General features: G+C 67.5%; 17 protein-coding genes. 9 read left to right on the top strand and 8 right to left on the bottom strand.

The genetic code is table 11. From position 1 onward, the window contains the following. Positions 1–34: 34 nt before the first annotated feature. The 4 genes from IFJ75_RS05105 to IFJ75_RS05090 form a co-directional block, all read right to left on the bottom strand. Positions 35–2,581, bottom strand: coding sequence for a glycoside hydrolase family 3 protein (locus IFJ75_RS05105; RefSeq protein WP_207931553.1), 2,547 nt, complete (start codon positions 2,579–2,581; stop codon positions 35–37). A 126-nt stretch (positions 2,582–2,707) separates the two neighbouring features. After that, complete coding sequence (locus IFJ75_RS05100; RefSeq protein ID WP_207931552.1) at positions 2,708–3,712, bottom strand: cupin-like domain-containing protein; 1,005 nt, start codon at positions 3,710–3,712, stop codon at positions 2,708–2,710. Continuing rightward, positions 3,709–5,223 (bottom strand): tryptophan halogenase family protein, encoded by a 1,515-nt coding sequence (locus tag IFJ75_RS05095; protein WP_207931551.1) that lies wholly within the window; start codon positions 5,221–5,223, stop codon positions 3,709–3,711. The genes IFJ75_RS05100 and IFJ75_RS05095 overlap by 4 nt, the downstream gene beginning before the upstream one ends. Before the next feature lie 142 nt (positions 5,224–5,365). Then, positions 5,366–8,155 (bottom strand): TonB-dependent receptor, encoded by a 2,790-nt coding sequence (locus tag IFJ75_RS05090; RefSeq protein WP_318781069.1) that lies wholly within the window; start codon positions 8,153–8,155, stop codon positions 5,366–5,368. A gap of 348 nt (positions 8,156–8,503) precedes the next feature. Between IFJ75_RS05090 and IFJ75_RS05085 the strand changes: the two genes are divergently transcribed. After that, on the top strand, positions 8,504–10,291 hold the full coding sequence (locus tag IFJ75_RS05085) for an alpha-amylase family glycosyl hydrolase (RefSeq protein WP_207931550.1): 1,788 nt from the start codon (positions 8,504–8,506) through the stop codon (positions 10,289–10,291). After that, the gene (locus IFJ75_RS05080; RefSeq protein ID WP_207931549.1) at positions 10,288–11,919 is read left to right on the top strand and encodes an alpha-amylase family glycosyl hydrolase; all 1,632 of its coding nucleotides are present in this window, start codon (positions 10,288–10,290) and stop codon (positions 11,917–11,919) included. Before IFJ75_RS05085 ends, IFJ75_RS05080 begins: the two co-directional genes overlap by 4 nt. 5 nt (positions 11,920–11,924) lie before the next feature. Here the strand turns inward: IFJ75_RS05080 and IFJ75_RS05075 are convergent, their stop codons facing one another. Further along, positions 11,925–12,899 carry a LacI family DNA-binding transcriptional regulator gene (locus IFJ75_RS05075; RefSeq protein ID WP_404822093.1) on the bottom strand — a complete coding sequence of 325 codons (975 nt, stop codon included), beginning with the start codon at positions 12,897–12,899 and terminating at the stop codon, positions 11,925–11,927. Positions 12,900–13,045: 146 nt separating this feature from the next. Here IFJ75_RS05075 and IFJ75_RS05070 point away from each other — a divergent pair, with 146 nt between their 5' ends. The 5 genes from IFJ75_RS05070 (at position 13,046) to IFJ75_RS05050 (ending at position 21,750) form a co-directional block, all read left to right on the top strand. Beyond that, positions 13,046–15,118: a glycoside hydrolase family 97 protein gene (locus IFJ75_RS05070; protein WP_207931547.1), complete on the top strand. Its 2,073-nt coding sequence runs from the start codon at positions 13,046–13,048 to the stop codon at positions 15,116–15,118. Then, on the top strand, positions 15,115–16,626 hold the full coding sequence (locus IFJ75_RS05065) for an MFS transporter (RefSeq protein WP_225897004.1): 1,512 nt from the start codon (positions 15,115–15,117) through the stop codon (positions 16,624–16,626). The genes IFJ75_RS05070 and IFJ75_RS05065 overlap by 4 nt, the downstream gene beginning before the upstream one ends. After that, a complete protein-coding gene (locus IFJ75_RS05060; protein ID WP_207931546.1) occupies positions 16,626–17,570 on the top strand; it encodes an alpha/beta hydrolase in 945 nt (314 codons plus the stop codon). The genes IFJ75_RS05065 and IFJ75_RS05060 overlap by 1 nt, the downstream gene beginning before the upstream one ends. Positions 17,571–17,653: 83 nt before the next feature. Further along, a complete protein-coding gene (locus IFJ75_RS05055; protein ID WP_207932475.1) occupies positions 17,654–19,999 on the top strand; it encodes a glucan 1,4-alpha-glucosidase in 2,346 nt (781 codons plus the stop codon). Positions 20,000–20,097: 98 nt separating this feature from the next. After that, positions 20,098–21,750 carry an MFS transporter gene (locus tag IFJ75_RS05050; protein ID WP_207931545.1) on the top strand — a complete coding sequence of 551 codons (1,653 nt, stop codon included), beginning with the start codon at positions 20,098–20,100 and terminating at the stop codon, positions 21,748–21,750. 12 nt (positions 21,751–21,762) lie between these two features. Here the strand turns inward: IFJ75_RS05050 and IFJ75_RS05045 are convergent, their stop codons facing one another. The 3 genes from IFJ75_RS05045 to IFJ75_RS05035 form a co-directional block, all read right to left on the bottom strand. Beyond that, positions 21,763–22,350 carry a class I SAM-dependent methyltransferase gene (locus IFJ75_RS05045; protein WP_225897003.1) on the bottom strand — a complete coding sequence of 196 codons (588 nt, stop codon included), beginning with the start codon at positions 22,348–22,350 and terminating at the stop codon, positions 21,763–21,765. 108 nt (positions 22,351–22,458) lie between these two features. Next, the gene (locus tag IFJ75_RS05040; RefSeq protein WP_207931543.1) at positions 22,459–23,631 is read right to left on the bottom strand and encodes a glycosyltransferase family 4 protein; all 1,173 of its coding nucleotides are present in this window, start codon (positions 23,629–23,631) and stop codon (positions 22,459–22,461) included. Between the two features lie 2 nt (positions 23,632–23,633). Next, a complete protein-coding gene (locus tag IFJ75_RS05035; RefSeq protein WP_225897002.1) occupies positions 23,634–24,620 on the bottom strand; it encodes a glucosamine inositolphosphorylceramide transferase family protein in 987 nt (328 codons plus the stop codon). A 240-nt stretch (positions 24,621–24,860) separates the two neighbouring features. Here IFJ75_RS05035 and IFJ75_RS05030 point away from each other — a divergent pair, with 240 nt between their 5' ends. Then, complete coding sequence (locus IFJ75_RS05030; protein ID WP_225897001.1) at positions 24,861–25,385, top strand: RNA polymerase sigma factor; 525 nt, start codon at positions 24,861–24,863, stop codon at positions 25,383–25,385. 100 nt (positions 25,386–25,485) lie between these two features. Next, on the top strand, positions 25,486–26,490 hold the full coding sequence (locus tag IFJ75_RS05025; RefSeq protein ID WP_207931542.1) for a FecR family protein: 1,005 nt from the start codon (positions 25,486–25,488) through the stop codon (positions 26,488–26,490). Positions 26,491–26,495: the final 5 nt, after the last annotated feature.

Here is a 26,495-nt window from a genome sequence, read left to right as displayed (position 1 = left end):
TCTCGCCGTCGTTCAGCTTAGCAGTTCAGCCGCCCTATTGTCTCGCGGGACAGACGGTGTCGTTGGCGTTCGGCGCCAGTTCGATTTCCGACACCGAGACCGTGAAGGCCGCATCGGTGTCCAGTCGGAACGGCACATCGACATGGGCGATGTCCGCGCCCGCGTCGCGCAGGCAGGACAGCCGCACCTTCAGCGTTCGCCATTCGCGCACCGGGGCCGAGCGGAACAGTTCGGTGACGTCCACCCTGCCCTGCCCGACCGACAGACCGACCGCCCCCTGCGGCGCCGCGTCGATGCGATAGCGGAAGCTGAGCGCCAGTTCGCCGTTGGCCTGACGGGTCAGATCGATGGGCGTGCCCTCGATAAAGGCCTGGGCCGGACCGTTGCCGGAGAAGGCGAACTGCTGTCCGCTTTCCTGGGCCAGATCGTCGATGGGCCGCACCGAGACCCCGCCGCGCGGGCTGGAGGCGACCTTGACCGTGCCCGGCTTGTTCTGGCCCCCCGCGTCGCGGAGCATCAGGCCCCAGGGCGCGACATAGCGGCCATCGACGAAATAGTGGTCCACGTTGGAGGTCGCCGCTTCGACGCCGCTTTCCTCCGACAGGGCCCCGACCGAGGCGCCATGGGCGTAGGTCAGGCCATAGCCATAGGCGAACTGCGGGTCATAGCCCGGCTGGCCGTGGTTCAGGAGCTCACCCCGGGCGTTCTTGGGCCAGCTGAACGACAGGGTCCCGTGGAAATCGTTGCGCGGCTTGCCTGCGGCATCGCCAATCAGGACGTCAGCGACGCCGCCGCCCTCGGTGCCCGGCAGCCAGGCGGCGACGAAGGCGTCCGACGCATTGATCTCGGGATTGGTCCACATCGGACGGCCCGAGAGGAAGACCGACACGGTCGGGATGCCCGCCGCCTTCAACTTCTTCAGCGTCTCCAGCGGCCCGGTCGGGATGAAGTCCAGGGTGTCGACGTCGCCCTGGAACTCGGCATAGGGGGTTTCGCCGAAGACGACGATGGCGACATCGGGCTTGTCGGTGAAGGCGCCGTCGGCGCTGAGGGTTGCAGTTCCGCCCGAGGCCTTCACCGCCTCCTCGATGCCGCCCCAGATTGACTGCCCCTGCGGGAAGTCGACGTTGGTGTTGCCCGTGCCCTGCCAGGCCAGGGTCCAGCCGCCCGCGGCCTGGCCGATATCGTCGGCGGCGGTTCCGGCGACCAGCACCCGCGCCCCGGCCCGGATCGGCAGGACCGAACCCTCGTTCTTGAGCAGGACCAGCGACTCACGCACCGCCTCGCGGGCGAGGGCCCGGTGCGCGGGCGAGGCCAGTTGCGACAGGTCGCCTTCGACCGGGCGGTCGGGCCGGAAGACGCCCGCCTTGACCTTGGCGCGCAGGATGCGGCGCACGGCCTCGTCCAGACGCGCCTGCGGGATCACCCCGGTCCGCGCGGCCTCCAGCGTGCTGGCGTAGAGCGGCTTCCAGGTGTCGGGCGCCATCAGCATGTCGATCCCGGCGTTGATGGCCAGGGGACAGCTGTCGTTGGTGCAGCCCGGCAGCTGGCCGTGGGCATTCCAGTCGGAGACCACAAAGCCGTCAAAGCCCAACGGCCCGTGCAGGACGTCGGTGAGCAGGCTGTGGTTGCCCGAATGCTTGACCCCGTTCCAGCCCGAGAAGCTGGCCATGACCGACAGCACGCCCGCGTCGATCGCCGCCGGATAGCCGCCCAGATGGATGTCGATCAGCTCCTGCTCGGTCCCCCGGAAATCGCCCTGGTCCTCACCCTCGAAGGTGCCGCCGTCAGCCAGGAAATGCTTGGCCGAGCCGGCGATATGGCCGGGCGCCAGCGGATGGTCGGCCGACAGCTCGCCCTGCAGGCCCAAGGTCATCGGACCGGCGTAGGACCGCTGGACCTCCGGGTCCTCGGAATAGCCTTCGTAGGAGCGGCCCCAGCGGTCGTCGCGGGGCACGGCCAGGGTCGGGCCGAAGGTCCAGTCGGCGCCGGTGACCGCCACCTCCATCGCTGTCGCCTCGCCGATGCGGCGGATCAGGTCGGGATCGCGCGCGGCGCCCAGGCCGATGTTGTGCGGGAAGATGGTCGCGCCCGGGACGTTGTTGTGGCCGTGGACGGCGTCGATGCCGTAGATCAGCGGCACCTTGGCGCCCGGACGGGCCGCGGCGGCGGCGCGGAAGGCGCGCGACAGGTCGACCCATTTCTGCGCCGGCGCCTTGTCGTCGCCCCAGGGACCGGAGCTGCCGCCCGCCAGGATCGAGCCCAGCGGATATGTAGCCAGATCCTCGGGCGTGATGGTGCTGATGTCGGCCTGGATGGTCTGGCCGACCTTCTCCTCCAGCGTCATCCGGCTCATTAGTTCGGTGACGAAGGCTTCGGTCTCGGCGTCGCTCATCGCCGCCGGAGACGCAGCGTGGGGCCACAGGGCGGGATGGGCGGTCGAGTCGGGTCGGGCGCTGGAAACCTGGGCCGGGGTGGGGCCCGCCCCGACACTGGATTGCGCCGAAGCGGGGCTCAGGACCGAAAGACTCAGCAGCGGAATCGCGGCCGCGAGGGCCAGTCTGGAGACGGCGGACTTCATGGATTTTTCCTCGACCAATGCCCCCTGCCCCGGTCGCTCATTGAGCGGCGACCGTCCCGGCGAGGAAGCCTTGAGCCCACTGATGGCTCATTCGGCGACCCTTGTCATCAAAAATTGAGAACGCTCTCAACGTTGCAGGCTGCGACCGATCAGCGCCCTGATCCGGCCCAGAAGATCGCCCGTCATCGGAGCCAGAACCCCTCTCGCCGCCACCGGAATATGGGCCACGGGGTCGTCGCCGGTCTGGAAAATGTAGTGGTCGAAGAAGGCGCGCCAGCGCATCCGCTCGTCCGCCGGCAGGTCGCGGATCGTTGTCAGGGCATGGAACAGGGTCAGCAGCGGCGTGGTCATATAGGCCGGCCCGTCGCGCCACCACAGATTGACCATGGCCCCGAAATCCTCAGGCGTCTCAACATGATGCCACCACAGGCTGGGCAGGTAGAGGGCGTCGCCGGGCTCCAGCTCCGCGACCTCGGCATGCTCGAGCGCCTCGCGGAATTTCGGATGTTTGTCGAAATCGGGATCGACGACGTCGACCAGGCTGATCGGCTGGCCGGCCAAAGTGAAGTCCAGCGGCCCGACGTAGAGGTTGCCGATCTGGTCGGGCGGAAAAAGGGTGAAGCGCCGCTCGCCCCGCACAACACAGGCGAGGTTCTGCGGCAGGTCCCAATGGGCCGCAGTCCGCGACCGGTTGCCGATCCACAGCGAGGTCAGCCGCTCCATCCCCGGATCCAGCAGCGGCATCGGATTGGCCTCGGCCAGCCCCGGCAGGACATCCGGCGCGGGCACGCCCCCGGCATAGACGTGCGGCATGCGCGGATCGCCCCGCCCCGCCAGCAGCCGCCGCAGCAGCTCGGCCAGAGGCGCCGTCATCTGTTCGTGGTTGAAGCCCTTGAGGTCGGGGGAATAGCCGAACCGCCCGCCCATCTCCGGCGCCCCGACGAAGGTCCGGACCGGCCGGCCGTTGTCGAAGCCGCCGATGTAGGCGGCCAAGGCCTCGTCCGAGGTCGCCGCCTTCACGATCGGCCAGTCGGCGATCAGCCCCTTGAGCACGGCCGGACGACCCGCCCGGACGATCTCGGCCTCGAACCGGGCGCGGTCGACGCCGCGGAAGACCGGAACCGGCTTCATTCCGCCCCCGCCCACATGCCCCGCGCCTTCAGGAAGTCGTCGTGCATCGGCATCCGCGCCGCCACCTCGCGCCAGCGTTCGGCGATCTGGCCGAAGCCGGCCTGGACCTGATCCAGGTTCTGGAAGCCGTACAACGGGTTGAACCCCGTCGGCTTGATCCCCTGGCCATACATCACCGCCATCCACGAACCCTGGCTGAAATACTCGTCCGCGCCCGACTGATAGAGCAGGCCCCGGTTGCGGAAGGCCTCGACGCGCTGACTCAGGGTATCAGGCACCGGCATGGCCGCGACGTGCCGCCAGAACGGCGTGTCGTCCCTCTGGGTCGCATGATAGTGCAGGATGACGAAGTCGCGGATCAGCTCGACCTCGGCGCCGATGCGCCGGTTGTAGGTCTCGATGTTCACCGGGCTGAAGCGGCTGTCGGGGAAATGCTGCAGCAGGCGATAAATGCCCGACTGCACCATATGGATGCTGGTCGATTCCAGCGGCTCGATGAAGCCGCTCGACAGGCCCAGAGCGACGACATTCTTCTCCCAGAACCGCTTGCGCCGTCCCGTGGTGAACCGCAGCGGACGCGGCTCGGCCTGGGCCGGGCCGTCGAGGTTGTCCAGCAGCACCTGCCGCGCCTCGTCGTCGCCCATGAAGTCGTTGCAGTAGACGTGACCATTGCCGGTCCGGTGCTGCAGGGCGATGCGCCACTGCCAGCCGGCGTCGCGGGCCGTGGAGCGGGTGAAGGGCGTGGTCGGCGCCACCCGGTCGCACGGCACGGCCCAGGCGCGGTTCATCGGCAGCCAGTGCGACCAGTCCTCGAACCCGGCCTTCAGCGCCCCCTCGATCAGCAGGCCGCGGAAGCCGGTGCAGTCGATGAAGAGGTCGGCGGTCAGTTCGCGGCCGTCCTTGAGCTTCACCCGATCGACGAAGCCGTCCTCGGGCCGCAGCGCCACATCGACGATCTCGCCCTCGATGCGGGTCACGCCTCGCCCCTCGCAGACCTTCCTCAGGTAGCGGGCATAGAGGCCGGCGTCGAAATGATAGGCGGTGAACAGGGCGTTCAGTGGCGAGCGCGGGTCGGGATCGCGGAACGCCGCCTTGCCCGCCTTGATGGCCTGGCTGCACAGCGAATAGGCCTCGACGTCGTCGGCGATCCGGTCCCCCGCCCTCAGAGCCAGAAACGACTGCTGGAACTCGCCCAGCGTCGGCCCCGGCCCGAAGGTGCCGAAGGGATGCAGATAGGTGTTCCCCTTCGAGCCCCAATCGACGAACTCGATGCCCAGCTTCAGCGTCGCCTGGGTCTCGCGCATGAACTCGGCCTCGTCGAGGTCGATCAAGGCGTTGAAGTCGCGGATGGGCGGCACGGTCGCCTCCCCCACCCCGACAATGCCGATGTCGTCGCTTTCGACCAGCGACACCTGACAGTGGGGGCCGAGCGAGCGATTGAGCGCCGCCGCGGCCATCCAGCCGGCGGTGCCGCCGCCGACGATCAGAACGGACTTTATGGGTTCAGCCATGGTCTCTCCCAAGGCCTGTTTCCCGGCCTTTTCATTAATCTAGCAGCTTGCAGGCGCGGCAAACAAAACGCCGCCCGTCGGGGGGACGAGCGGCGCAAGTTTCAGTGTCGGGTCAGGGAGGAAACGCCCGACGCTGGGTTCGTCAGTACTTGTAGCTCACACCGAACAGGAAGGTGCGGCCATAGCGCTGGAAGTCGATGGTCTGGCGCTCGTCGCCGTTCTGGAAGGTCTTGAACGGCTCGTCGGTCAGGTTGTTGACCTGGGCCAGGATGCCGAGGTTCTCGAGCGGACCCGACTGGAAGGTATAGCCGATCTGGGCGTCGACGACGTTTTCGGCGGCGACCGAACGCAGGGTGCGGCCGTTGCCGAAGCCGGCGACCTCGCCCAGGTAGTCTGAACGATAGCGGTCCGAGATCCGCGCCTGGAAGCCGTCGCGCTCGTAGTAGACGGTCAGGTTGGCGACCTTTTCCGACAGGCCGGGCACCGCGGTCGGGGCCTGGGTCGGATCGGGCTGGATTTCGCTGGAGGTCTCCGAATAGCTGAACTGGGCGCCGAAGCCCTCCAGCATCGGGTGAATCATCTCGGCCGGGATCGACAGGGCGAACTCGAAGCCCTGAATATAGCCGCCCTGACCGTTGGCCGGGGCCGAAACCACGCCTTGGTTGATCAACGGGGTAACGCCGCCGGTCGGATAGCCGGTAAAGTCGAAGACCTGGTTCTTCGTATACACGAAGGTCTCCAGGTTCTTGTAGAAGCCGGCCAGCGAGACATAACCGCGACGGTTGGCGAAGTATTTCTCGATCGACAGATCGACGACGTCGGCGATGTAAGGCTTCAGCTCGGGATTGCCGCCACCGCCGCTCCACGGAGAGTTGAGGTCGGGTTGTGCGCCGGCGATGTTCTTGGAGACATCGAAGCCGAAGTTGCGTGAAGCCCGCATGTCATCCATCCGCGGCCGCGCCAGGGTGCGGGCGACGGCGAAGCGAACGAACATGTTCTCGCCGGTCTCGAGGATGAAGTTGGAGCTCGGCAGGATCTCCAGATACTCGGCGCCGCCGGTCACAGGCAGGGACACCGTCGAGGCGCCCGTGCCACTGGCCGAGAAGCCATTGGAGCTCTGATCCGTATAGACCGCCTGGACGCCGACGTTGCCGGTGAGCGGCAGGCCGAACAGGTTATGGTCGATATTCGCCTTGATGTAGGTGGTCGAGACCTTCTCGGTCACCTGCCAGTTGCCCGACAGAACATCGGCGTTGGGGTTGCGGACCAGGTTGTAGAAGCCGCTGTTGACCAGGCCGATGGCGTCGTAGCTGAGCACCGCCGGGATGCCGAGGTAGCCCAGTTCGGTCGGGGCCAGCAGGAACTGGCTCGGGACCACAGCCGACGCGCCGCCGGGGACGCCCAGGAAGTACTGGTCGTTGACGAAGTCCTTCTGGCGTTCGGTGTAGTTGAAGCCGAAGTCGATCGAGCTGAACGGGCTCTGGTGCAGTTCACGACGCGCAGTCAGACGCACCGCCTTGATCTCGTCGGTGATCGTCGGCGTGTTCAGATAGCCGTCCTGGCCGCCCGGGATGATGTCGCCGCCCCAGCCCTGCGGGCTGGTCAGACGGATCAGGTTCGGGTCGGCGTAGTTGATGTTGCTGGTCAGATGGGTGACGCCGTCGTCATCCAGGGTGAAGCCCAGGGTGTCCAACTGACCGGCGATGTTGCGACCCGTGCCGGAGTAGCTCTCCAGAATGGTGTCGGTGCGGTCAACCTTCGAATAGTTCAGATCCAGGGCGAAGCCCCAGTCATCGGTGGCCTGGAACTTGGTATTCCAGCCGATCGAGGTGATCTCGCTGTTGCGACCGTTGAAGTCGTTGCGGATCACACCCTTCACGTTGTCGAAGGTCCCGGCCGTGACCAAACCGTCCGTCACCGTATAGCCGGCGCGCAGCGCGGGGCCCGGGCGACAGATGGCGCTCTGGACGTTGACCGTGCAATCGCCAGCCGAACCGCCCCAGGCGAGCGGGAATTCGATGCCGCGCAGGACCTGGGAGTTTTCGAACTTCGAATAGAAAGCGTCGATGGTCGAGGAGAAGCGGTCGTTCGGCTTCCACTCCAGGGTGCCCATATAGCCGTCGCGCTTCAGCTCGCTCGACATGACGTAGGGCTTGAGGCCGCCCTCAACGAGGGTCGTGGCGTTCAGGTTGGCGTAGCCCCAGCTGTTGAAGCGCTCGGACTGATAGGGGCTTTCCATGTGGGCGTAGCCGAGGGCGACGCCCAGGGTGCCGTCCAGGAACTGGTCGATGTAGGAGATCGAATAACGGTTGCCGTGATCGGTCGTGCCGGAGTTCAGCGCGCCGATGTCGTTCATCTCATAACGGGCGTTGGCCGCGATCGTGCGGCGGCCATAGGCCAGCGGGCGGATCGTCTGCATGTCGACGGTGCCGGCAAGGCCCTGGCCGATCAGGCCGGCGTCCGGGGTCTTGTAGACGGTCACGCCGCTCAGCAGTTCCGACGGATACTGGTCGAACTCGACGCCGCGGTTGTCACCGGTGGTGACCTGTTCGCGGCCGTTCAGCAGGGCGGTGGTGAAGTCCGGACCCAGGCCGCGGATCGACAGGGCCTGCGAGCGCCCGTCCAGACGCTGGGTGCTCAGGCCCGGCAGACGGCCCAGCGATTCGGCGATGGAGACGTCCGGCAGCTTGCCGATGTCCTCGGCCGAAATGACTTCGACGATGGAGGTGTTGCGGGCCTTGGCCGCGACCGAGTTGGCGATCGACGCGCGGATGCCGGTGACGACGATCTCATCGACCTGGGTCGCGTCAGGATCGGTCTGGGCAGGCGTGGATTGGGCGCTGGCCGCGCCGGCGAAGGCCATCATGGCCACGACGCCGATGGCGCCCCCGGTCATGAGACGTGCGCGAATGTTGAAACGATTGATCATCATCTACCTCCCTGGTGGCCGCCCGCGTTTCTGACGCTGCGATCTGGCCTGTCGCAAAAATATGCAAAAGATCGCCAGCCTTGCAAGTCCGTAATGATTGGACGCGCAAAAACCGTCGGTATGGCGTCGCTAAAACACAGTTAGAATCGAGATGTTGCAGCGCAGCATGCGATTTTGCCGCAGGACAACACGGCAAAATCAGGCGATTGACAGGCCAGAGCGGTTTTGCAAAATCTTGCAAACACGTCAGGCAAACGATGCATTTGCCTGCAAACTGGACAGGAACGTATGGGACGGCGAATGACCCGAAACCGAATGATCCGTGCGTCTGTGGCCGTTGCAACCGGTGTCATGGGCATGATCGTGTGCGGGGCGGCGATGGCCCAGGCGGCTTCCGCCACCACCTCCCCCGCCGTTCAGGCCGCGCCGGCCGACTTCCGCGCCCGCCTGCCCCAGGATGAGGTCATCTATTTCCTGCTGCCCGACCGGTTCGAGAACGGGAATCGCGGCAACGACACGGGCGGCATCCCGGGCGGCAAGCTGCAGAACGGCTTCGATCCGACCGATGAGGGCTTCTACCACGGCGGCGACCTCACCGGCCTGACCCGCCGCCTCGACTATATTCAGGGCCTCGGCGCCACCGCCGTCTGGGTCGCCCCCGTCTTCAAGAACAAGCCGGTCCAGGGCGAGCCGGGCCGCGAGTTCTCCGGCGCCCACGGCTACTGGATCACCGACTTCACCTCGGTCGATCCCCATTTCGGCACCAATGAAGAGTTCGCCGCCCTGGTTCAGGCCGCCCATGCGCGCGGGATGAAGGTCTATATGGACATCATCGCCAACCACACGGCCGATGTGATCCGCTATCGCGAATGCCCGAAGAACGACTGCGCCTATCGCAGCCGCGCCGACTATCCTTATTCGCGTCAGGGCGGCGTCGAAGGCGCGGCGATCAATGACGGCTTCGACGGCTCGAATTTCGACCGACTGACCAGCCCGAACTACGCCTACACCCCCTACCTGCCCGCGGGTGAGGAGACGGTGAAGGTCCCGACCTGGCTGAACGACCCGATCTACTATCATAACCGCGGCGATACGACCTTCACGGGCGAAAGCTCCACCGAGGGCGATTTCGCCGGCCTCGACGATCTGTTCACCGAGAACCCGCGCGTGGTTCAGGGGATGATCGAGATCTACGGCGACTGGATCGACCGCTACGGCGTCGACGGTTTCCGCATCGACACCGCCCGCCATGTGAACCCCGAGTTCTGGCAGGCCTTCGTCCCCGCCATGCTGGAGCGCGCCAAGGCCAAGGGCATTCCGAACTTCCACATCTTCGGCGAGGTCTATGACCACGACCCGGCGATGCTGGCCCGCTTCACCCAGGTGGACCGTTATCCGGCGGTGCTGGACTTCGCCTTCCAGAGCACGGCGACCGACGTCGCCAACGGGGTCAAGGGCACGGACGCCCTGGCCCGCCTGTTCATGGCCGACGCCCTCTATGCCGGCGGCGAGCAGGGCGCGATGCAGCTGCCGACCTTCCTCGGCAACCATGACATGGGCCGCATCGGCGGCTTCATCGCCAAGGCCCATCCGGAGGCCTCGGACGAAGAACTGCTGGCGCGGGATGCGCTGGCCCACGCCCTGATGATGTTCTCGCGCGGCGCCCCGGTCCTCTACTACGGCGACGAACAGGGCTTCGCCGGCGAAGGCGGCTACGGCGCCGCCCGCGCCGACATGTTCACCAGCCAGGTCGCCGACTACGCCCGCCACAAGCGGATCGGCGGGGATCACGCGCCCTTCGACACCTCAGCCCCCCTCTATCAGCGCATCGCCGAGATGGCCCGCATCCGCGCCGCCGACCCCGCCCTGCGCCGCGGCCGCCAGATCGTGCGCTTCGCCGGCGACAAGCCCGGCCTGTTCGCCGTCTCACGCGTCATTGACGGCGAGCCCGGCGAGACCCTGATCCTCTACAACACCTCGACGGAAGCCCTGACCGCCAATGTGGAAGTCGCGGCCGCGTCGCAAAAGTGGAACAGCCTGCGCGGGACCTGCCCGACCACGGCATCGGCGCCCGGAACGATCCGGGTTAGCGTCCCTCCCCTCGACTACATGATCTGCGTTTCGGAAGGCCAAGAGTGAACGTCCAGACCCTGAGCCATCCTCTGACTTCTGCCGACGCCGCCACCGAATGGTGGCGCGGCGCGGTCCTGTATCAGGTCTATCCGCGAAGCTTCGCCGATACGAACAATGACGGCGTCGGCGACCTGCCCGGCATCACCGCCCATCTGGATCATATCGCCTCGCTGGGCGTCGACGGCGTCTGGCTGTCGCCCTTCTTCACCTCGCCGATGAAGGACTTCGGCTACGACGTCTCGGACTATACCGACGTCGATCCGATCTTCGGCACCCTGGCCGACTTCGACGCCATGGTCGCCCGCGCGCATGAGCTGGGCCTGAAGGTCATCATCGACCAGGTCTATTCCCACACATCGGACGAGCATCCGTGGTTCACCGAAAGCCGCCAGAACCGCACCAACCCCAAGGCCGACTGGTACGTCTGGGCCGACGCCAAGCCCGAGGGCTCGCCGCCGTCGAACTGGCAGTCGGTGTTCGGCGGTCCGGCCTGGACCTGGGACGCCCGGCGTCGCCAGTACTACATGCACAACTTCCTCAAGGAGCAGCCGCAGCTCAACGTGGCCAATCCGGAAGTGCAGGACGCCCTGATCGACGCCATGCGGTTCTGGCTGGACCGCGGCGTCGACGGCTTCCGCCTGGACGCCATCAATTTCGCCATCCACGACCCGAAGCTGACCGACAACCCGGCCTTCACCTCGAACGGCAAGCGGACCCGGCCCTTCGACTTCCAGGACAAGATCCACAACCAGTCCCAGCCGGAGATCCCGCTCTTCCTCAGCCGCCTGCGCGCCCTGGCCGAGACCTACCCCGGCGACCGCTTCCTGGTCGCGGAGGTCGGCGGCGACCGCGCCAATGAGGAGATGAAGCAGTACACCCAGGGGATTGACCGGCTGCACTCGGCCTACGGCTTCCTCTATCTCTACTCCGACCACCTCAGCGCCGAACTGGTCGAGCAGGGCCCGGCCATGTGGCCCGGCGTCGACGGCGAGGGCTGGCCCTCCTGGACCTTCTCGAACCACGACGCCCCGCGCGCCATCTCCCGCTGGGCGGAGGGCCGCGACGAGAAAGCCTTCGCCGAGATGGCCATGCTGCTGCTCATGTCCCTGCGCGGCAATGTCTTCGTCTATCAGGGCGAGGAGCTGGGCCTGCCCCAGGCGCACGTCCCGTTCGAACGGCTGGTCGATCCCGAGGCGATCGCCAACTGGCCCGAGACCCTGGGCCGCGACGGCGCCCGCACCCCGATCCCGTGGAAGGCCGACGCCGTTCAGGCCGGCTTCTCGACCGTCGAGCCCTGGCTGCCGATCGACCCGCGCCACTATCCGCTGGCGGTCGATGTTCAGGACGCCGATCCGACCTCGATCCTGAACCTGTCACGCGAACTGATCGGCCTGCGTCACCGCTATCCGGCGCTGCGCACCGGCGGCATGCACATGTATCCGGTCGCCGGTCCCGTGCTGTCGTTCGAACGCGGCGAGGGCGATCAGGCCCTGCTGTGCGTCTTCAACCTGGGCCACTCGCCCGAGGCGTGGAGCATCCCCGCTGGTTGGCAGGTGGTGGAGGCGGTCAATACCCCCGATCCGGCCGCCGGAACCCTGCCCTCGCTGGCCGGTCTGTTGCTGGCGCGGGCCTGATGCGATCAGCCGCCGCAGGTCTCGCGCACGATCAGGTCGGTCGGAATGCGTTCGGACCGGCCGGCACGGTCGCCCGTGGAATCGAGCAGTTTGGAGACCATCAGCCGGCCCGCCTTCATGGTGTCCTGGGCGATGGTCGACAGGGCCGGACGGCTGTAGCGGCTGAAGGGCACATTATCGAAGCCGATGACCGAGACGTCGCCGGGTACGGTCTTGCCGTGATGCAGCAGGGAGCGCACGGCGCCGAGCGCGATCAGGTCGGACGCCGCGACGATGCCGTCGAAGTCCAGCCCGCGCGCCAGCAGGGAATCGACCGAGGCTTCGGCGCTCTCGACCTCGAAATGGGCCGGCACGACCAGATCGGGATCCAGACCCAGACCGGCAGCCTCCATGGCCTCGGCATAGCCGCGCTGGCGCTGCATGGCCTCGGGCGGATCGAGATCGCCGAGGAAGACGATACGCTTGCGGCCCAGACGCGCCAGGTGGGCCGTCGCCCGGCGCCCGCCGTTGGTGTTGTCCGACCCGATCGAGCAATAGTTCTGGTCCGGCAGTTCGGCGCCCCAGACCACGAACCGGCTCTCGGTCTCGGCCATGCGGTTGAAGGCGGCGTGAAGCGTGCTCTGACCCAGGAAGATGACGCCGTCGGCGCGGCTGGTGGTCATGGCCACCGACAGGTCGTCCAGATTGGCCGGCGAGACGTGGCTCATCACCAGATCGCAGCCCCGTTCGCGCGCCGCCTCGCCGACGCCGGCCAGCAGTTCAAGGAAGAAGGGATCGCTCAGTCGCCCTTCCCGCCCCTGCGGACGCGGCGTGACAAGCGCGATCGTGCCTTGCGCCCCGATCGGGCCGGCCGGCATATAGCGGCGGAACGGATAGTCGTGCTCGCGCGCCAGCTTCCAGATGGCCTGTTTGGTGCGGTCGTTGACGGCGGGACTGTCGTTCAGCGCACGCGACGCCGTCGCGATCGACACCCCGGCCATACGCGCCAGGTCTTCCAGTCGGGTGGTCTTGCGGCTCAAGGTCGCGGGCTCCAGGCAGGCCGTCTGCAAAATTTTCTGCAAAACTTGCTTATTCATGCGGCGCCACAACGCCGTCTGGCAAGTCCTCGTAACAAGGAAGCTTCGTCATGATGCAACGCCGTTCGTTTCTGGCCCTTTCCGCAGCCGCGGCGGGCGTCACGGCCCTGACGTCGCGCCCCGCCCGCGCCCAGACCGCGCCCAATGTTGCCCGCGCCTCCTCCCCCGGCGGCCTGCTGACGGTCGAGGTCACCACCGACAACGACGGCCGCCCCATGTATTCGGTGATCCGTCAGGGCCGCCCGGTCGTGACGGCCTCCAAGCTCGGCTTCCTCCTGACCGACGCCCCGGCCATCGAGCGCGGCCTGAAGCTGACGGCGGCCCAGCCCGTGACCTTCGACGAGACCTGGGAGCAGCCCTGGGGCGAGCGCCGCTTCATCCGCAATCACTACAACGAGTTCCGCGCCAGCTTCACCGAAACGGGCGCGCTGGCCCGCCGCGTTGATGTGGTCTTCCGCCTGTACGACGACGGCCTTGGCTTCCGTTACGAGGTGCCCGAACAGGCGGGCCTCAAGACCGTCCGCATCGGCTCTGAGCTGACCGAGTTCAACCTCGCCGAAAACGGCACGGCCTGGTGGATTCCGGCCTGGGAGTGGAACCGCGAGGAATACCTCTACGACCGTACCGCCATCGACGAGGTCGGCTCCTGCCAGACCCCGATCACGGTCAAGGGCCAGTCGGGCCTGCACGTCTCCATCCACGAAGCCGCCTGCGTAGACTACGCCGGGATGAACCTGCGCCGCTCGGAAGGCACGAAGTTCCGCAGCGCACTGACCCCCGGCCTGACCAACGCCGCCGTGGTGCGCGAGGCCCCGTTCAACACCCCGTGGCGCACGCTGCAGATCTCGGACACGGCCGCCGGTCTGGTCGACTCGAGCCTGATCCTGAACCTCAACGAGCCCAACAAGCTGGGCGACATCAGCTGGTTCAAGCCGATGAAATACGTCGGCGTCTGGTGGGAAATGCACCTGGAGCTCAAGAGCTGGAACGCCGGTCCCAAGCACGGCGCGACCACCGAGAACACCATCAAACACATCGACTTCGCCGCGAAGCATGGCCTCGGCGGCGTTCTGGTCGAGGGCTGGAACAAGGGTTGGGACGGCCAGTGGTTCGCCAACGGCTCGGACTTCAGCTTCACCGAAGCCTATCCGGATTTCGACATCGAGGCCGTCTGCGCCCATGCCCGGTCCAAGGGCGTCCAGCTGATCGGTCACCACGAGACGGGCGGCAACGCCTTCCACTATGAACAGCAGCTCGAGCCGGCCATGGCCCTGTACGAGCGGCTGGGCGTCCATTCGGTCAAGACCGGCTATGTCGCCGATGCCCAGGGCGCCCGCGTCGCCGCCCCGGACGGCTCGATGGTCATGGCCTGGCACGAGAGCCAGGCGATGGCCCAGCACCATCTGCGCGTCGTCGAGACCGGCGCCCGGCACAAGGTCGCGGTCAACGCCCACGAGCCGTTCAAGGACACCGGCCTGCGCCGCACCTATCCGAACATGATCAGCCGCGAAGGCGCGCGGGGGATGGAATATGCGGCTTGGGGCAACCCCGGAAACCCGCCCGAGCATGAGCCCAATCTGGTCTTCACCCGCCTGCTGGCCGGGCCGATGGACTATACCCCGGGCATCTTCGGCATGGAGACGCGCAGTCCCGGCGGCGTCCAGACGACCTGGGCCAAGCAACTGGCGCTGTACGTCGTGATCTACAGCCCGGTCGTCATGGCCGCCGACCTGCTGGTCAACTACGAGGCAAACCCCGGCCCGTTCCAGTTCATCAAGGACGTGCCCTGCGACTGGCATGAGACCCGGGTGCTGAACGGCGAGGTCGGCGACTTCGTCACCATCGCCCGCAAGGACCGCAACTCCGACGTCTGGGCCCTCGGCGCCATCACCGACGAGAACCCGCGCGTCCTGACCGCCGCCCTCGACTTCCTCGACGACGGTCGCCGCTATCGCGCTGAAATCTATCGCGACGGCCCGAACGCGGACTACAAGGGCAAGCGCGAGGACATCATCATCGAGCAGCGCGAGGTCACCTCGGCCGACACCCTGACCCTGGCCCTCGCGCCCGGCGGGGGTCAGGCGATCCGCTTCGTTCCGTTGGGCAGAGGCCGCCGCTCATGAGCACCAGCACCACAGGTCTGTTCTCGATGCGGCCCCGGCTCAGCCCGGTCGCCATCGTCAACATGTGCGTCGGCTTCTTCGGCATCCAGATCGGCTTCGGCCTGCAGAACGCCAACACCAGCCGGATTTTCCAGACCCTGGGCGCTGAGGTCGACAGCCTGGCCATCCTCTGGATCGCCGCGCCCCTGACCGGCCTGCTGGTCCAGCCCCTGATCGGCCACCTGTCGGACCGCACCTGGGGCCGGCTGGGACGGCGGCGGCCCTATTTCCTCGTGGGCGCGATCCTGACCACCCTGGCCCTGATCGCCATGCCCAATGCGCCCAGCCTGTGGTTCGCCGCGGCCATGCTGTGGATCATGGACGCGTCGATCAACATCACGATGGAGCCGTTCCGCGCCTTCGTCGGCGACAATCTGAACGAGGACCAGCGCACCGCCGGCTATGCGATGCAGAGCGTCTTCATTGGCGCCGGCGCCGTCTTCGCCTCCATCCTGCCCTGGCTGCTGTCGAACGTCTTCCACGTGGCCTCGACCGCGCCCGAGGGCGTGGTGCCCGACAGCGTCCGCATCTCCTTCTACGTCGGGGCGGCCGCCCTGCTGACGGCGGTGCTCTGGACCGTCTTCACGACCAAGGAATACAGCCCCGACCAGATCGCGGCTTTCGAAGGCCCGGCCGCTGACGACGAACACGCCGCATCCGGCCGCCCGGTGCGCGCCTGGATCGGCGGCGGCCTGATCTGGCTGATCGTCGGCGCGCTCGGCGTCGCGGGCGTCTTCGCCTGGGGCGTGGAGAAGGAGCTCTATGTCCTGTTCGGCGGTCTGGCGGCCTTCGGCCTGCTCCAGATCGCCGTCGGCCTGATCCGGCAGGCGAACGCGTCGAACGGCCTGTCCGAGATCATGGGCGACATCTTCGCCATGCCCGCGACCATGCGCGATCTGGCCGTGGTCCAGTTCTTCAGCTGGTTCGCCCTGTTCGCAATGTGGATCTACACCACCCCCGCCGTGACCGCCGTCCACTTCGGCGCCCTCTCGCCCACCGACCCCGCCTATGGCCGGGGCGCGGACTGGGTCGGGGTGCTGATGGGCGTCTATAACGGCGTCGCCGCCCTCGCCGCCTTCCTGATCCCGATACTGGCCAAACGCACCGGCAAGCGCGGCGCCCATGCGATCAATCTGGTGCTGGGCGGTCTGGGCCTGATCGGCATCTTCCTGATCCGTGACCCGAGCCTGCTCTGGCTGCCGATGATCGGCGTCGGCTGCGCCTGGGCCTCGATCGTCTCGATGCCCTACGCCATCCTGTCCAGCGCCGTGCCGGGCCGGAAAATGGGCGTCTATATGGGCGTCTTCAACATCTTCATCGTCGTGCCGCAGCTGGTGGCCGCGACCCTTCTGGGCCTGATCCTCAAGAGCGTCTTCGGCGGCCAGGCCATCTGGGCCCTGGTCATCGGCGGGGTGTCCTTCTTCATCGCCGCGGCGAGCGCCCTGCGGGTCAAGGAGATCAAGAGCTGATGGACCGCCGCACCCTCCTGACCCTGTTCGCCGCGCTCCCGTTCGCCGGTCGCGCCGTCGCCGACGTCCCCACGCTCGGCCGTCTGGTCGAGCATCCGGAAAGGACCTCCGCCCATGCGGCGACGCGCAACGTCACCGTCTGGCTGCCGCCCGGCTATGACGGGACCGACGCCCGCTACCCCGTCCTCTACATGCACGACGGCCAGAACCTGTTCGACGCCTCGAAAGCCTATTCCGGCGAGTGGGGCGTGGACGAGCATCTGGGCCGGCTGATCGCCGCCGGTCAGGTTCGGGCGCCGATCGTGGTCGGGGTCTGGAACACGCCGCTGCGTCTGCGCGAATACGTCCCTGCCGACCTGATCGCGGCCCTGCCCGACGACATGCGCGGCGACATTCAGAACATCTACGGCGGCCCGTCGCTGTCCGACGGCTACCTCGCCTTTCTGACCGATGAGCTTAAGCCCTTCATCGACCGGACCTACCGCACCCTGACCGGCCCGGCAGACACCGCCGTCTCCGGTTCCAGCATGGGCGCGCTGATGTCGCTCTACAGCGTTATGAAGCGCCCCGACGTCTTCGGCGCCTGTGCCTGCCTCTCGACCCACTGGCCGCTGAAGGTCGTCGGCCTTGAGGAAGGCGCGCCCTTGGCCACCTGGCGCGAGCGTCTGGTCGCCGCCTGGACCGGCGTCGTCTCCGCCGGCCTGCCCGATCCCGCCATGGGCCGCCGCTTCTACTTCGACCACGGCGACGAGACCCTCGACGCCTTCTACGCCGCCTTCCAGGTCAAGGTCGACGAGACCTTCCGCGCCCGCGGCTATCAGCCCAACCAGTTCGAGACCCTCGTCTTCCCCGGCGCCCAGCACAACGAGACGTCCTGGAACGCCCGCCTCGACGTCCCGCTGAAATTCCTTCTGTCGCCGTCCCCCACAGCGACCGCTTCGTGAGTACCCAGACCATGCCCCTGATCCAGAAACTCGCCGCTTCCGTCGGCGTCGCCGCCTTGCTGGCGACCGGTGCCTGCGCTTCGATGCCCGCCGCTGCCGTCGAGGCCTCGCCCGCCGCGCCCGCGGTCGTCAGCGAACCCGTCGCCCCCGGCGCGCCGGGCGCGGCGACCACCTGGTCCAGCGCGGCCAAGACCGGCGTCGGCGCGTCCTACGAGGCCTATGTCGACGGCCAGTACAAGGACGGCGGCCCGACCGGCGCTGTGTCGCGCGTCTGGTTCTCCATCGCCGACGGCGTCCTGACCGAGACCATGTACGGCCTGATCCACGAGGCCCAGATCAAGTCCCTGCGCTTCGCCCTAGCCTCCGACGCCGGCCTGTCGCTGGAAGGGACCGACACCACCGAGCGCACCGAATATCTCGACGTCGACGCCCAAGGCCGCCCCCTGTCGCCCGCCTATCGGGTGGTCACCACGGACAAGGCCGGAAAGTATGAGATCGAGAAACGTATCTTCACCGACCCCGACCGCAACGCCCTGGTCCTGCGCGTGACGATCAAGGCCACCGGCGCCGCCGTCACCCCCTACGCCATCCTCGAACCGCACATGGCCAACACCGGCGGCGGCGATTTCGCCTCGGCCGACGCCAACGGCCTCTATGCCCATGAGGGCGACGTCCATCTGGCCCTGCGCCCCAGCGCCCCGTTCGAGACGGCCAGCGCGGGCTTCCTCGGATCGTCGGACGGCCTGACCGACCTCAAGGCCAACGGCCGCCTGACCCACGCCTGGGCCTCCACCGGCGACACGGCCGGGGCGGTGGTCCTGACCGGCGCCCTGCCGACCATCCCGGCCGGCCAGAGCCTGACCCGTGACTTCGTCATCGGCTTCGGCGCCTCGAAAGCAGAAGCGGAAGCCGCTGCCGACGGCGGGTTCTCCACCGGCCTCGACGAGGTCCTCGCCCGCTTCAACGGCACGGGCGACCGCCTCGGCTGGGAGGACTGGATCGGCTCCCTGACCGACCTGCCTCGCATCGCCCAACAGTCCACCGACGGCGGCAAGCTGGCATACGCCTCGGCCCTGATGCTTAAGGTTCAGGAGGACCGCACCCACGCCGGCGCCCTGATCGCGTCGCTGTCCAACCCCTGGGGCGACACGGTCGACGCGACCAACAGCTCGACCGGCTACAAGGCCGTCTGGCCGCGCGACTTCTATCAGGTGGCCATGGCCCTGCTCGCGCTAGGCGATACCCAGACGCCCGTCGCCGCCTTCCGCTATCTGCCCCAGGTCCAGGTCCGCGCCGACACCCCCGGCAATACGGGCGCGACCGGCTGGTTCCTGCAGAAGACCCACGTCGACGGCGAGGTCGAATGGGTGGGCGTCCAGCTGGACCAGACCGCCATGCCGATCATGCTGGGCTGGCGTCTGTGGAAGGCCGGCCTCGTCTCCGACGCCGAGCTCCAGACCATGTACGGCCGGATGATCAAGCCCGCCGCCGACTTCCTGGTCACCGGCGGCAAGATCGGCATCCTGTGGAACGACCGCACCGTCACCCCGCCCTTCACCCAGCAGGAGCGCTGGGAGGAGCAGGACGGCTTCTCGCCCTCGACCACCGCCGCCGTCATCGCCGGGCTGACGGTCGCCGCCGACATCGCGAAAGCCTCGAACGACACCGCTTCGGCCGCCCGCTACCTCGCCGCCGCCGACGACTATTCGAAGAAGGCCGACGCGCGGATGTTCACCACCAACGGCGCCTTCGGCGACGGAAACTACTTCCTGCGCCTGTCCAAGACCGAGAGCCCGAACAGCCATGCCCCCATGGGCGACAACAACGGCCAGCCCGGTCAGCCCCAGGACCACGTCGTCGACGGTGGCTTCCTCGAGCTGGTCCGCTACGGCGTCCGCGCGGCCAATGATCCGCACATCCTCGCCACCCTGCCCGAATACGACGACCAGACCCGCCCGGACCTGACCCGCGTCCGCTATGACTTCGGTCCCGCGGGTGATGCGACCCCCGGCTGGCGGCGCTATGGCGTCGACGGCTATGGCGAGGACCGCACCAACGGCGCCAACTACGGCATCGGCGGCGTCATGGCGCCCGGCCAGCGCGGCCGGGTCTGGCCGATCTTCACCGGTGAACGCGGTCACTATGAACTGGCCCGCGCTCTTCAATCAGGCGGCGCAGCCGACCTGACCGCCATCCGCCAGACCTATGTCCGGGGCATGGAGCGGTTCGCCAACGACGGCCTGCTGCTCTCCGAACAGGTCTGGGACGGCGTCGGGGTGAAGCCGGAGGGCTATGAAACCGGCGCTGGCACCGACTCGGCGACCCCCCTCGCCTGGTCCCACGCCGAATACATCAAGCTGCTGCGTTCGCTGGCCGACAAGGCCGTCTGGGACCGCTACGCACCGGTCGCCGACCGCTACGGCAAGTAAACACGAAGACGGTTCGTCAGAATCGGACTGACGGACCGTCGTTCGCGTGCCATCCTGCCCTCAAGAACGCCGCATTGACGGCGCGAGGGGGAACAGGAATGACGACGGAAGACACCGGCCACACGGTCGATCGCAACGACAAGCTCGTCATTCTGGCCTCATCGGTCGGGACCGTGATCGAGTGGTACGACTTCTACCTCTACGGCTCCCTGGCCGCGATCATCACGACCCAGTTCTTCTCGGGCGTGAATGAGACCACGGGCTATATCTTCGCCCTTCTGGCCTTCGCGGCCGGGTTCGCGGTTCGGCCGTTCGGGGCCATCGTCTTTGGGCGGCTGGGCGACCTGTGGGGGCGCAAGAACACCTTCCTCGTTACCATGCTCCTGATGGGGCTGTCGACCTTCGTCGTCGGCCTGCTGCCGTCCTATGCGGCCATCGGGGTCGCGGCGCCGGTCATTCTGGTGCTCATGCGGCTGGTGCAAGGGCTGGCCCTGGGCGGGGAATACGGCGGCGCGGCCACCTATGTCGCCGAGCATGCCCCGAACGGGAAGCGCGGCTTCTATACCTCCTTCATCCAGATCACCGCGACGGCCGGCCTGATGATCAGCCTCGTCGTCATCCTCGGTGTGCGGCTGTCGATCGGCGAGGAGGCCTTCGCCGCCTGGGGCTGGCGCATTCCCTTCCTCGTCTCGATCCTGATGCTGGGCGTGTCGCTGTGGATCCGGCTGAAACTGGCCGAAAGCCCCGCGTTCAAGAAGATGAAGGCCGAAGGCAAGGGCTCGACCACCCCTCTGAAGGACTCCTTCGGCAAATGGCCGAACCTCAAGCTGGTGATCCTGGCCCTGTTCGGCCTCGCCGCCGGCCAGGCCGTGGTCTGGTACACGGGCCAGTTCTACGCTCTGCTGTTCCTCGAGAAGACCCTCAAGGTCGACGGCGCCCTGACCAACACCCTGGTGGCCGTCGCCCTGCTGCTGGCCACGCCCTTCTTTGTCTTCTGGGGTTGGATCTCGGACAAGATCGGCCGCAAGCCCGTCATTCTGGCCGGCTGCCTGATCGCGGCCCTGACATACTTCCCGCTGTTCCACGCCCTGACGGCGGCGGCCAATCCGCGGCTGGCGGCGGCGGCGGCTTCGGCGCCGGTGACCGTCTATGCCGACCCGGCCGACTGCTCGTTCCAGTTCGATCCCATCGGCAAGACGACCTTCTCCAAATCCTGTGATCTGGCGAAGTCGTATCTGGCCAAGGCCGGCGTCGCCTATGCCAACCAAGCCGCGCCCGCCGGAACCGTGGCCCAGGTCCGCATCGGCGCGACCACTGTCGAAAGCTTCCGGGGCGACCAACTCCCCGCCGCCGACTTCAAGGCCGCGAAGAAGACCTGGGAGACCGGTCTCGGCGATCATCTGAAGGCGGCCGGCTATCCCGCCAAGGCCGACAGCGCTCTGGTCAACAAGCCGCTGACCGTCGCCATCCTCTTCGCCCTCGTCTTCTATGTGACCATGGTCTACGGGCCGATCGCGGCGGCGCTGGTGGAGATGTTCCCGACCAACATCCGCTACACCTCCATGTCCCTGCCCTATCACATCGGCAACGGCTGGTTCGGCGGCTTCCTGCCGACCACGGCCTTCGCCATGGTCGCGGCCTCAGGCAACATCTACCACGGCCTCTGGTACCCGATCGTCATCGCCGTGATCACGGCGGTGGTCGGCTTCCTATTCATCAAGGAAGGCAAGGACGTCGACATCCATACCTGAGGGCGCGCCTCATCAGGTGCGGACCAGGGCGTCATAGACGTGGGTCACTTCATCGAACCGCACCCGGCTCTCCTGCCCGGCGTAAGGCGTCGGCGCGAACTCGGGTGAGGTCAGGCCGGCCGCGACCGGGTCCTCGATCTTGTCCGTGTTCCAGCCCAGCAGCAGCCGCCCGCCGGGCCGCAGGATGGCGGCCATCGCCACGAGAGCCTGGCGCTGCTGCTCCGGCGTATCGACGCCATAGCCCAGCACGCCGTTGCAGCTGATGGCGTCGAAGATCATGTCGGGGAAGATCTTGTCGATGATGCAGACGTCGCCCGTCCGGTGCCGACCCAGCACGCCCCAGCGCGCCGCCTCGGGGTCGATGTCGGTGGTCCAGACCTCGGCGCCGCCCGCTTCCAGCGCCGCATAGTCATCGGCCGTATAGGCGCGGCAGCCGACCCAGAGGATGCGTCCGCCATCCGCCGCCATCGCCGGCAGATAGGCCTCGGCCAGCAGCTTGCGGTCGGGCAGTTGCAGGATGCGCTTGGCGCCCGCGGTCTTGCGTCGGGTGACCCCGGCCTCGCCGAAGAACAGGCGGGTGAAGAAGGTTCCAGCGCCCAAGGCGGTCTCCATGCATCGGAGCGCACACGGGCGCCGCGATCGAGGGGTTGGCGGGCCGGTCCTCCGGGGTCAAGCCCGAGCGGACCCTTCTCCCAGCGACGGATGGCCTCAGCCGGCGGGCTGGACCGTCCACGGACGCCCACGCAGGGCGCCGGACACACGGCGGCGGATCGACGACGGCGCCCAGACCGGACGGCGCGACAGGGCCTGTTCGACCAGCAGACGTTCGCGCAGATCGTCCAGCTGGGCCGAGCGGACGGCCGGGGCGTGGACGGAGGCGACGAAATCCTGACCGGCGCGGGCCATGGCGACGCGTTCGTCGTCGTTGGCGACCAGGGCGGCCAGGGCGCGGGTCAGGTCGGGCGCCTGGGGCGGATCGACATAGACGGCGTGATCGCCGCTGGCCTCGCGCAGGCCGCCACGGCCCGAGGAGATCAGGGCGGCACCGGCGGCGTGGGCTTCCAGCGCCGACAGGCCAAGCGCCTCGGCGACGAAGGACGGGGTCACGGCGATGGCGGCCCGGCGGGTCACGGCCTGGACCTGCGGCAGCGAAGCCGACTTGTGGATCTCGACGCGATCGCCGAACCGGGCCAGGGCCTCGATGCGCGGCGTCGCCCATTCGGCGTGTCTGTCCCAGTCGCCCAGCATCAGGGCGCCGCGCCAGTCGGCGTTCTTGTCGAGGACGGCGGCCAGGGCGTCGCAGAACGGCTCCAGCCCCTTCTCTTCCATGGCGCGGCCCGAGAACAGGATCAGCTTCTCACGGCTGTCGGGGCAGGCCTTCCACGCGTCCATCTCGATGGGGTTGCACACCGAGGCGACGCGGCCGGCCAGCGCCGGATAGTCGCCGACGAACTCCTGCCCGGCCGCCTTGGACACGAAGATCAGCCGGTCGAAGGCCTTCAGCCGCGCGCCGTAACGCAGGCGGTCGAGGGCGCTCCTGGGCTGCTTGATCCGGGTGTGGCGGTACAGGACGTTGATCTTGTTCGGGAAGCGGCGCGCCAGGGCGGCCGAGGATTCCAGCTGCTGGTGGTATTCGATGTAGTCGGGGTCGAAGCCGGCCAGCAGTTCGGCGACGGCGTCGGCGCGTTTCCTCTTGCTCAGGCCCGCGGGCACGGTCAGCAGGTCCGGCAGGGCGGGCGTCTCGGCGCCGGCGTCGCAGATCACGCGGATGGAGCCTTTCAGGCGGCTGTTCTCCAGCAGGGTCCGTGCGACCGTCTCCATGGAGTTGGCCTTGTCCCGGCCCATAACGCTGCCTCGCGGCATGACCACGGCGATACGCATACTCAACCCCTCACTCGGGCTTCACGGAGATCAACGGCCGTCAAGCGGCTGATGTGCCCGGCTTTTTTGCCACGGCCGGCGCGACGACCGGCGCGCGGCTTGTTCAGCCCCAGCAGGCGGCGCAGCTTGAACTGGGCCTTGATCCAGCCTTCGGACGAGGACTGCAGGATGCGCTTCACGTCCACGAAGGTCAGGTCACCCATCCCCGAAAGGGTGTGGAGGCCATCCTCGTGATCGCCCAACAGGCCGGTCGGTTCGAACCGCTTGACCGGCCGCGCTTCGAAGGTCTCGGGCGTCAGGACGTCGATGCGCAGCAGGTTGATCGCCGCGCCATAGGTGGTCGAACAGTCCTGCACCGGCAGATGCAGGGCGCCGTCGTGGACGAAGGCCGTGCCGCCCGGACGCGAGGTGTCGAAGCCCGTCCGCACCGGATTGGCCGCATGCGGGGTCCAGGGCCCCATCAGGCTGTCGGCGTAGGCGACGTGCAGTTCGCGCATGGCCCGGTCGGCCGGACCCGGCAGGCTGTAGAAGGCCCACCATTTGTCGCCGTGCTTCACGACCGTGGCGTCGATGGCCGGCACATCCATGATCTGCCGCGCCGGCTCCCACTGGTCGGGGAAGCGCACGCAGCGATACAGGGTCAGACCCCCGGCCTTGTAGCCCTCGGGCAGCATATAGAGCTCGCCGCCGTCCTCGATCAGCGAGGGATAGGACAGGTGCACCGGCTCGATCAGGGCCGTCCCCTGCCCGATCAGGGCGTCGTCCGCCCCGTACTGGTAGAAATGGATCTCGCCGCGCCGGACTCGATAGTCGAAGGCCTCGACGAAGACGGTCAGGACGCCGTCGCGCTCGATCCCGAACGGATCGGCGACATACTGGAACGGGCCGGAGTCCGGCAGCCACACGAGTTCCGCAGCGTCCACGCCGCCGGTCGCCGTCACGCTGGACAGCGAACGCCTGACAAATCCGGAACGCCAGATATCGTACATCACGGCCCCAACCGACCGCTCTGTGTCGGTCTCAGGGGTAGGACGGCGCCGGGTGGGGCCGACCTCAAAAAACACAGTGAAAAGATCGTAAATACCCGCGTTCGCGCGCGGACGTGTTCGCTGCGGACGACGCGAAAGGCGTCTTGCCTCAAAAAATCAGGCGCGGCATGAAGCCTGCAGAGTTCGCCTCCAAGGGCGCGACAGCGCCAAAATAGGGCGACCGGGAAGGACATCCGCTTTTTGACCGCGCCCGCCGCGCAACCTCTGATCGCAGCCTATTTCGAGCAGCGCGAAGCCTTGGGGCGGTTCCTTCAGGCGCGCCTCGGCGCGTCCGGCGATGTGGAGGACCTGCTGCAGGACCTGTATCTCAAGGTCGCCGGCCTGGACCCCGCGACGGACGTCCGCGACACCCGCGCCTTCCTCTACCGCCTGACCTCGAACATGATGATGGACCGCTGGCGCTCGGGCCAGAGGTCGGTCGCGCGTGACGCCGCCTGGCGGCTGGCCACCCATGCGGTCGGCGCCTCCGAGGACATGGACGACAACCCCTCCGCCGAGGCCGTGGTCGCGGGCCGCCAGAGGCTGGCCAGCCTGACCGCCGCCGTCGCCCGCCTGCCCGAAAAGACCCGCACCGTCTTCAACCTGCACAAGTTCGAGGGCCTCAGCTACGCCGAGGTCGCGACCCATCTCGGCATCTCTCGCAGCTCGGTCGAGAAGCACATGATGGACGCCCTGCGCACCCTTTCGGCCAAGGTGAAGTCGTGAATTTTGCGGCCAGGCTAAATTATAACGAAGGTGATACCCTTTCGGTGACGTCTAGGGATTAGACGATCTTTCACACGACGCGAGTTCAACCCCTCCACCCATGACCACGACGCAACCGCAAATCGAAGACCAGGCGCTGGAGTGGTTCGTCCGCTTGAGCGACGTCGATGCGCCCGCGTTCGCCTGGATCGCGTTCCAGGACTGGCTGGAGGCGGACGACGCCCATCGTCTGGCCTATGACGACGTCGAACGGACCTGGGTCGAGCTGGACATCATTCCGGTCTCCGCCGCCGTGGCTGCGCCCGCCGAGGTGACCGTCCTGCCCGTCGCCGCCAATGACGAGGACGTCAGTCCCGCCGCCCGCCGGGCCCTGCGCCGCCGTCCAGCCTGGCTGCTGCCCTCCTTCGCCGCCGCGGCCGCCGTGGCCGTCGTGGTCGGCGTCTGGCCCCAGGTGGCGGACGTCGCCCCGACCGAGAGCTATCACACCGACGCCGCCCCGCGGACCGTCGTCCTGTCGGACGGCACCCGCATCGACATGAACCGGCATTCCGAGCTCAGCGTGCGCATGGGGCGCAAGGCCCGGACCGTGACCCTGACCGACGGCGAGGCCGCCTTCGACGTCGCTCACAACGCGGCCCGCCCGTTCACGATCGCGGCCGGCGACCACAGCGTGCGCGTGCTGGGCACCGCCTTCAACGTCCTCAGCCACGGCGATCGTTTCGCGGTCGACGTCGAGCGCGGGATCGTCGCCGTGACCCCGGCCGGCGCAACGAAGACGGCCGCCGTCCGACTGGTCGCCGGACAGAAGATCGCCCAGACCGGGACGCAGACGCCGACACTCTCACAGGTTGCGGCCGATCAGACCGCGATGTGGCGTCAGGGCATGCTGGTCTATCGCGACGCCGACCTCGGCGATGTCGCCGACGACCTGTCGCGTTATTTCGACAAGCCAGTTACAGTGGACGCGTCCGCGCGGTCTATGCACTTCACTGGTGCTCTGCGCGTGGGCGATGAGGCCACGATGTTGAAGCAGCTCCAGGATTTCGTCCCCGTCCGTGCGACCCGGTCCCCGACCGACGTCCGCCTGAGCGGTGACGCCCGCTAGGAACC

This window comes from Brevundimonas goettingensis, from assembly GCF_017487405.1.
GTDB classification, from domain to species: domain Bacteria; phylum Pseudomonadota; class Alphaproteobacteria; order Caulobacterales; family Caulobacteraceae; genus Brevundimonas; species Brevundimonas goettingensis.
Note: the sequence above shows the minus strand (reverse complement) of the source record. Positions and strands in the feature narration are given on the sequence as shown.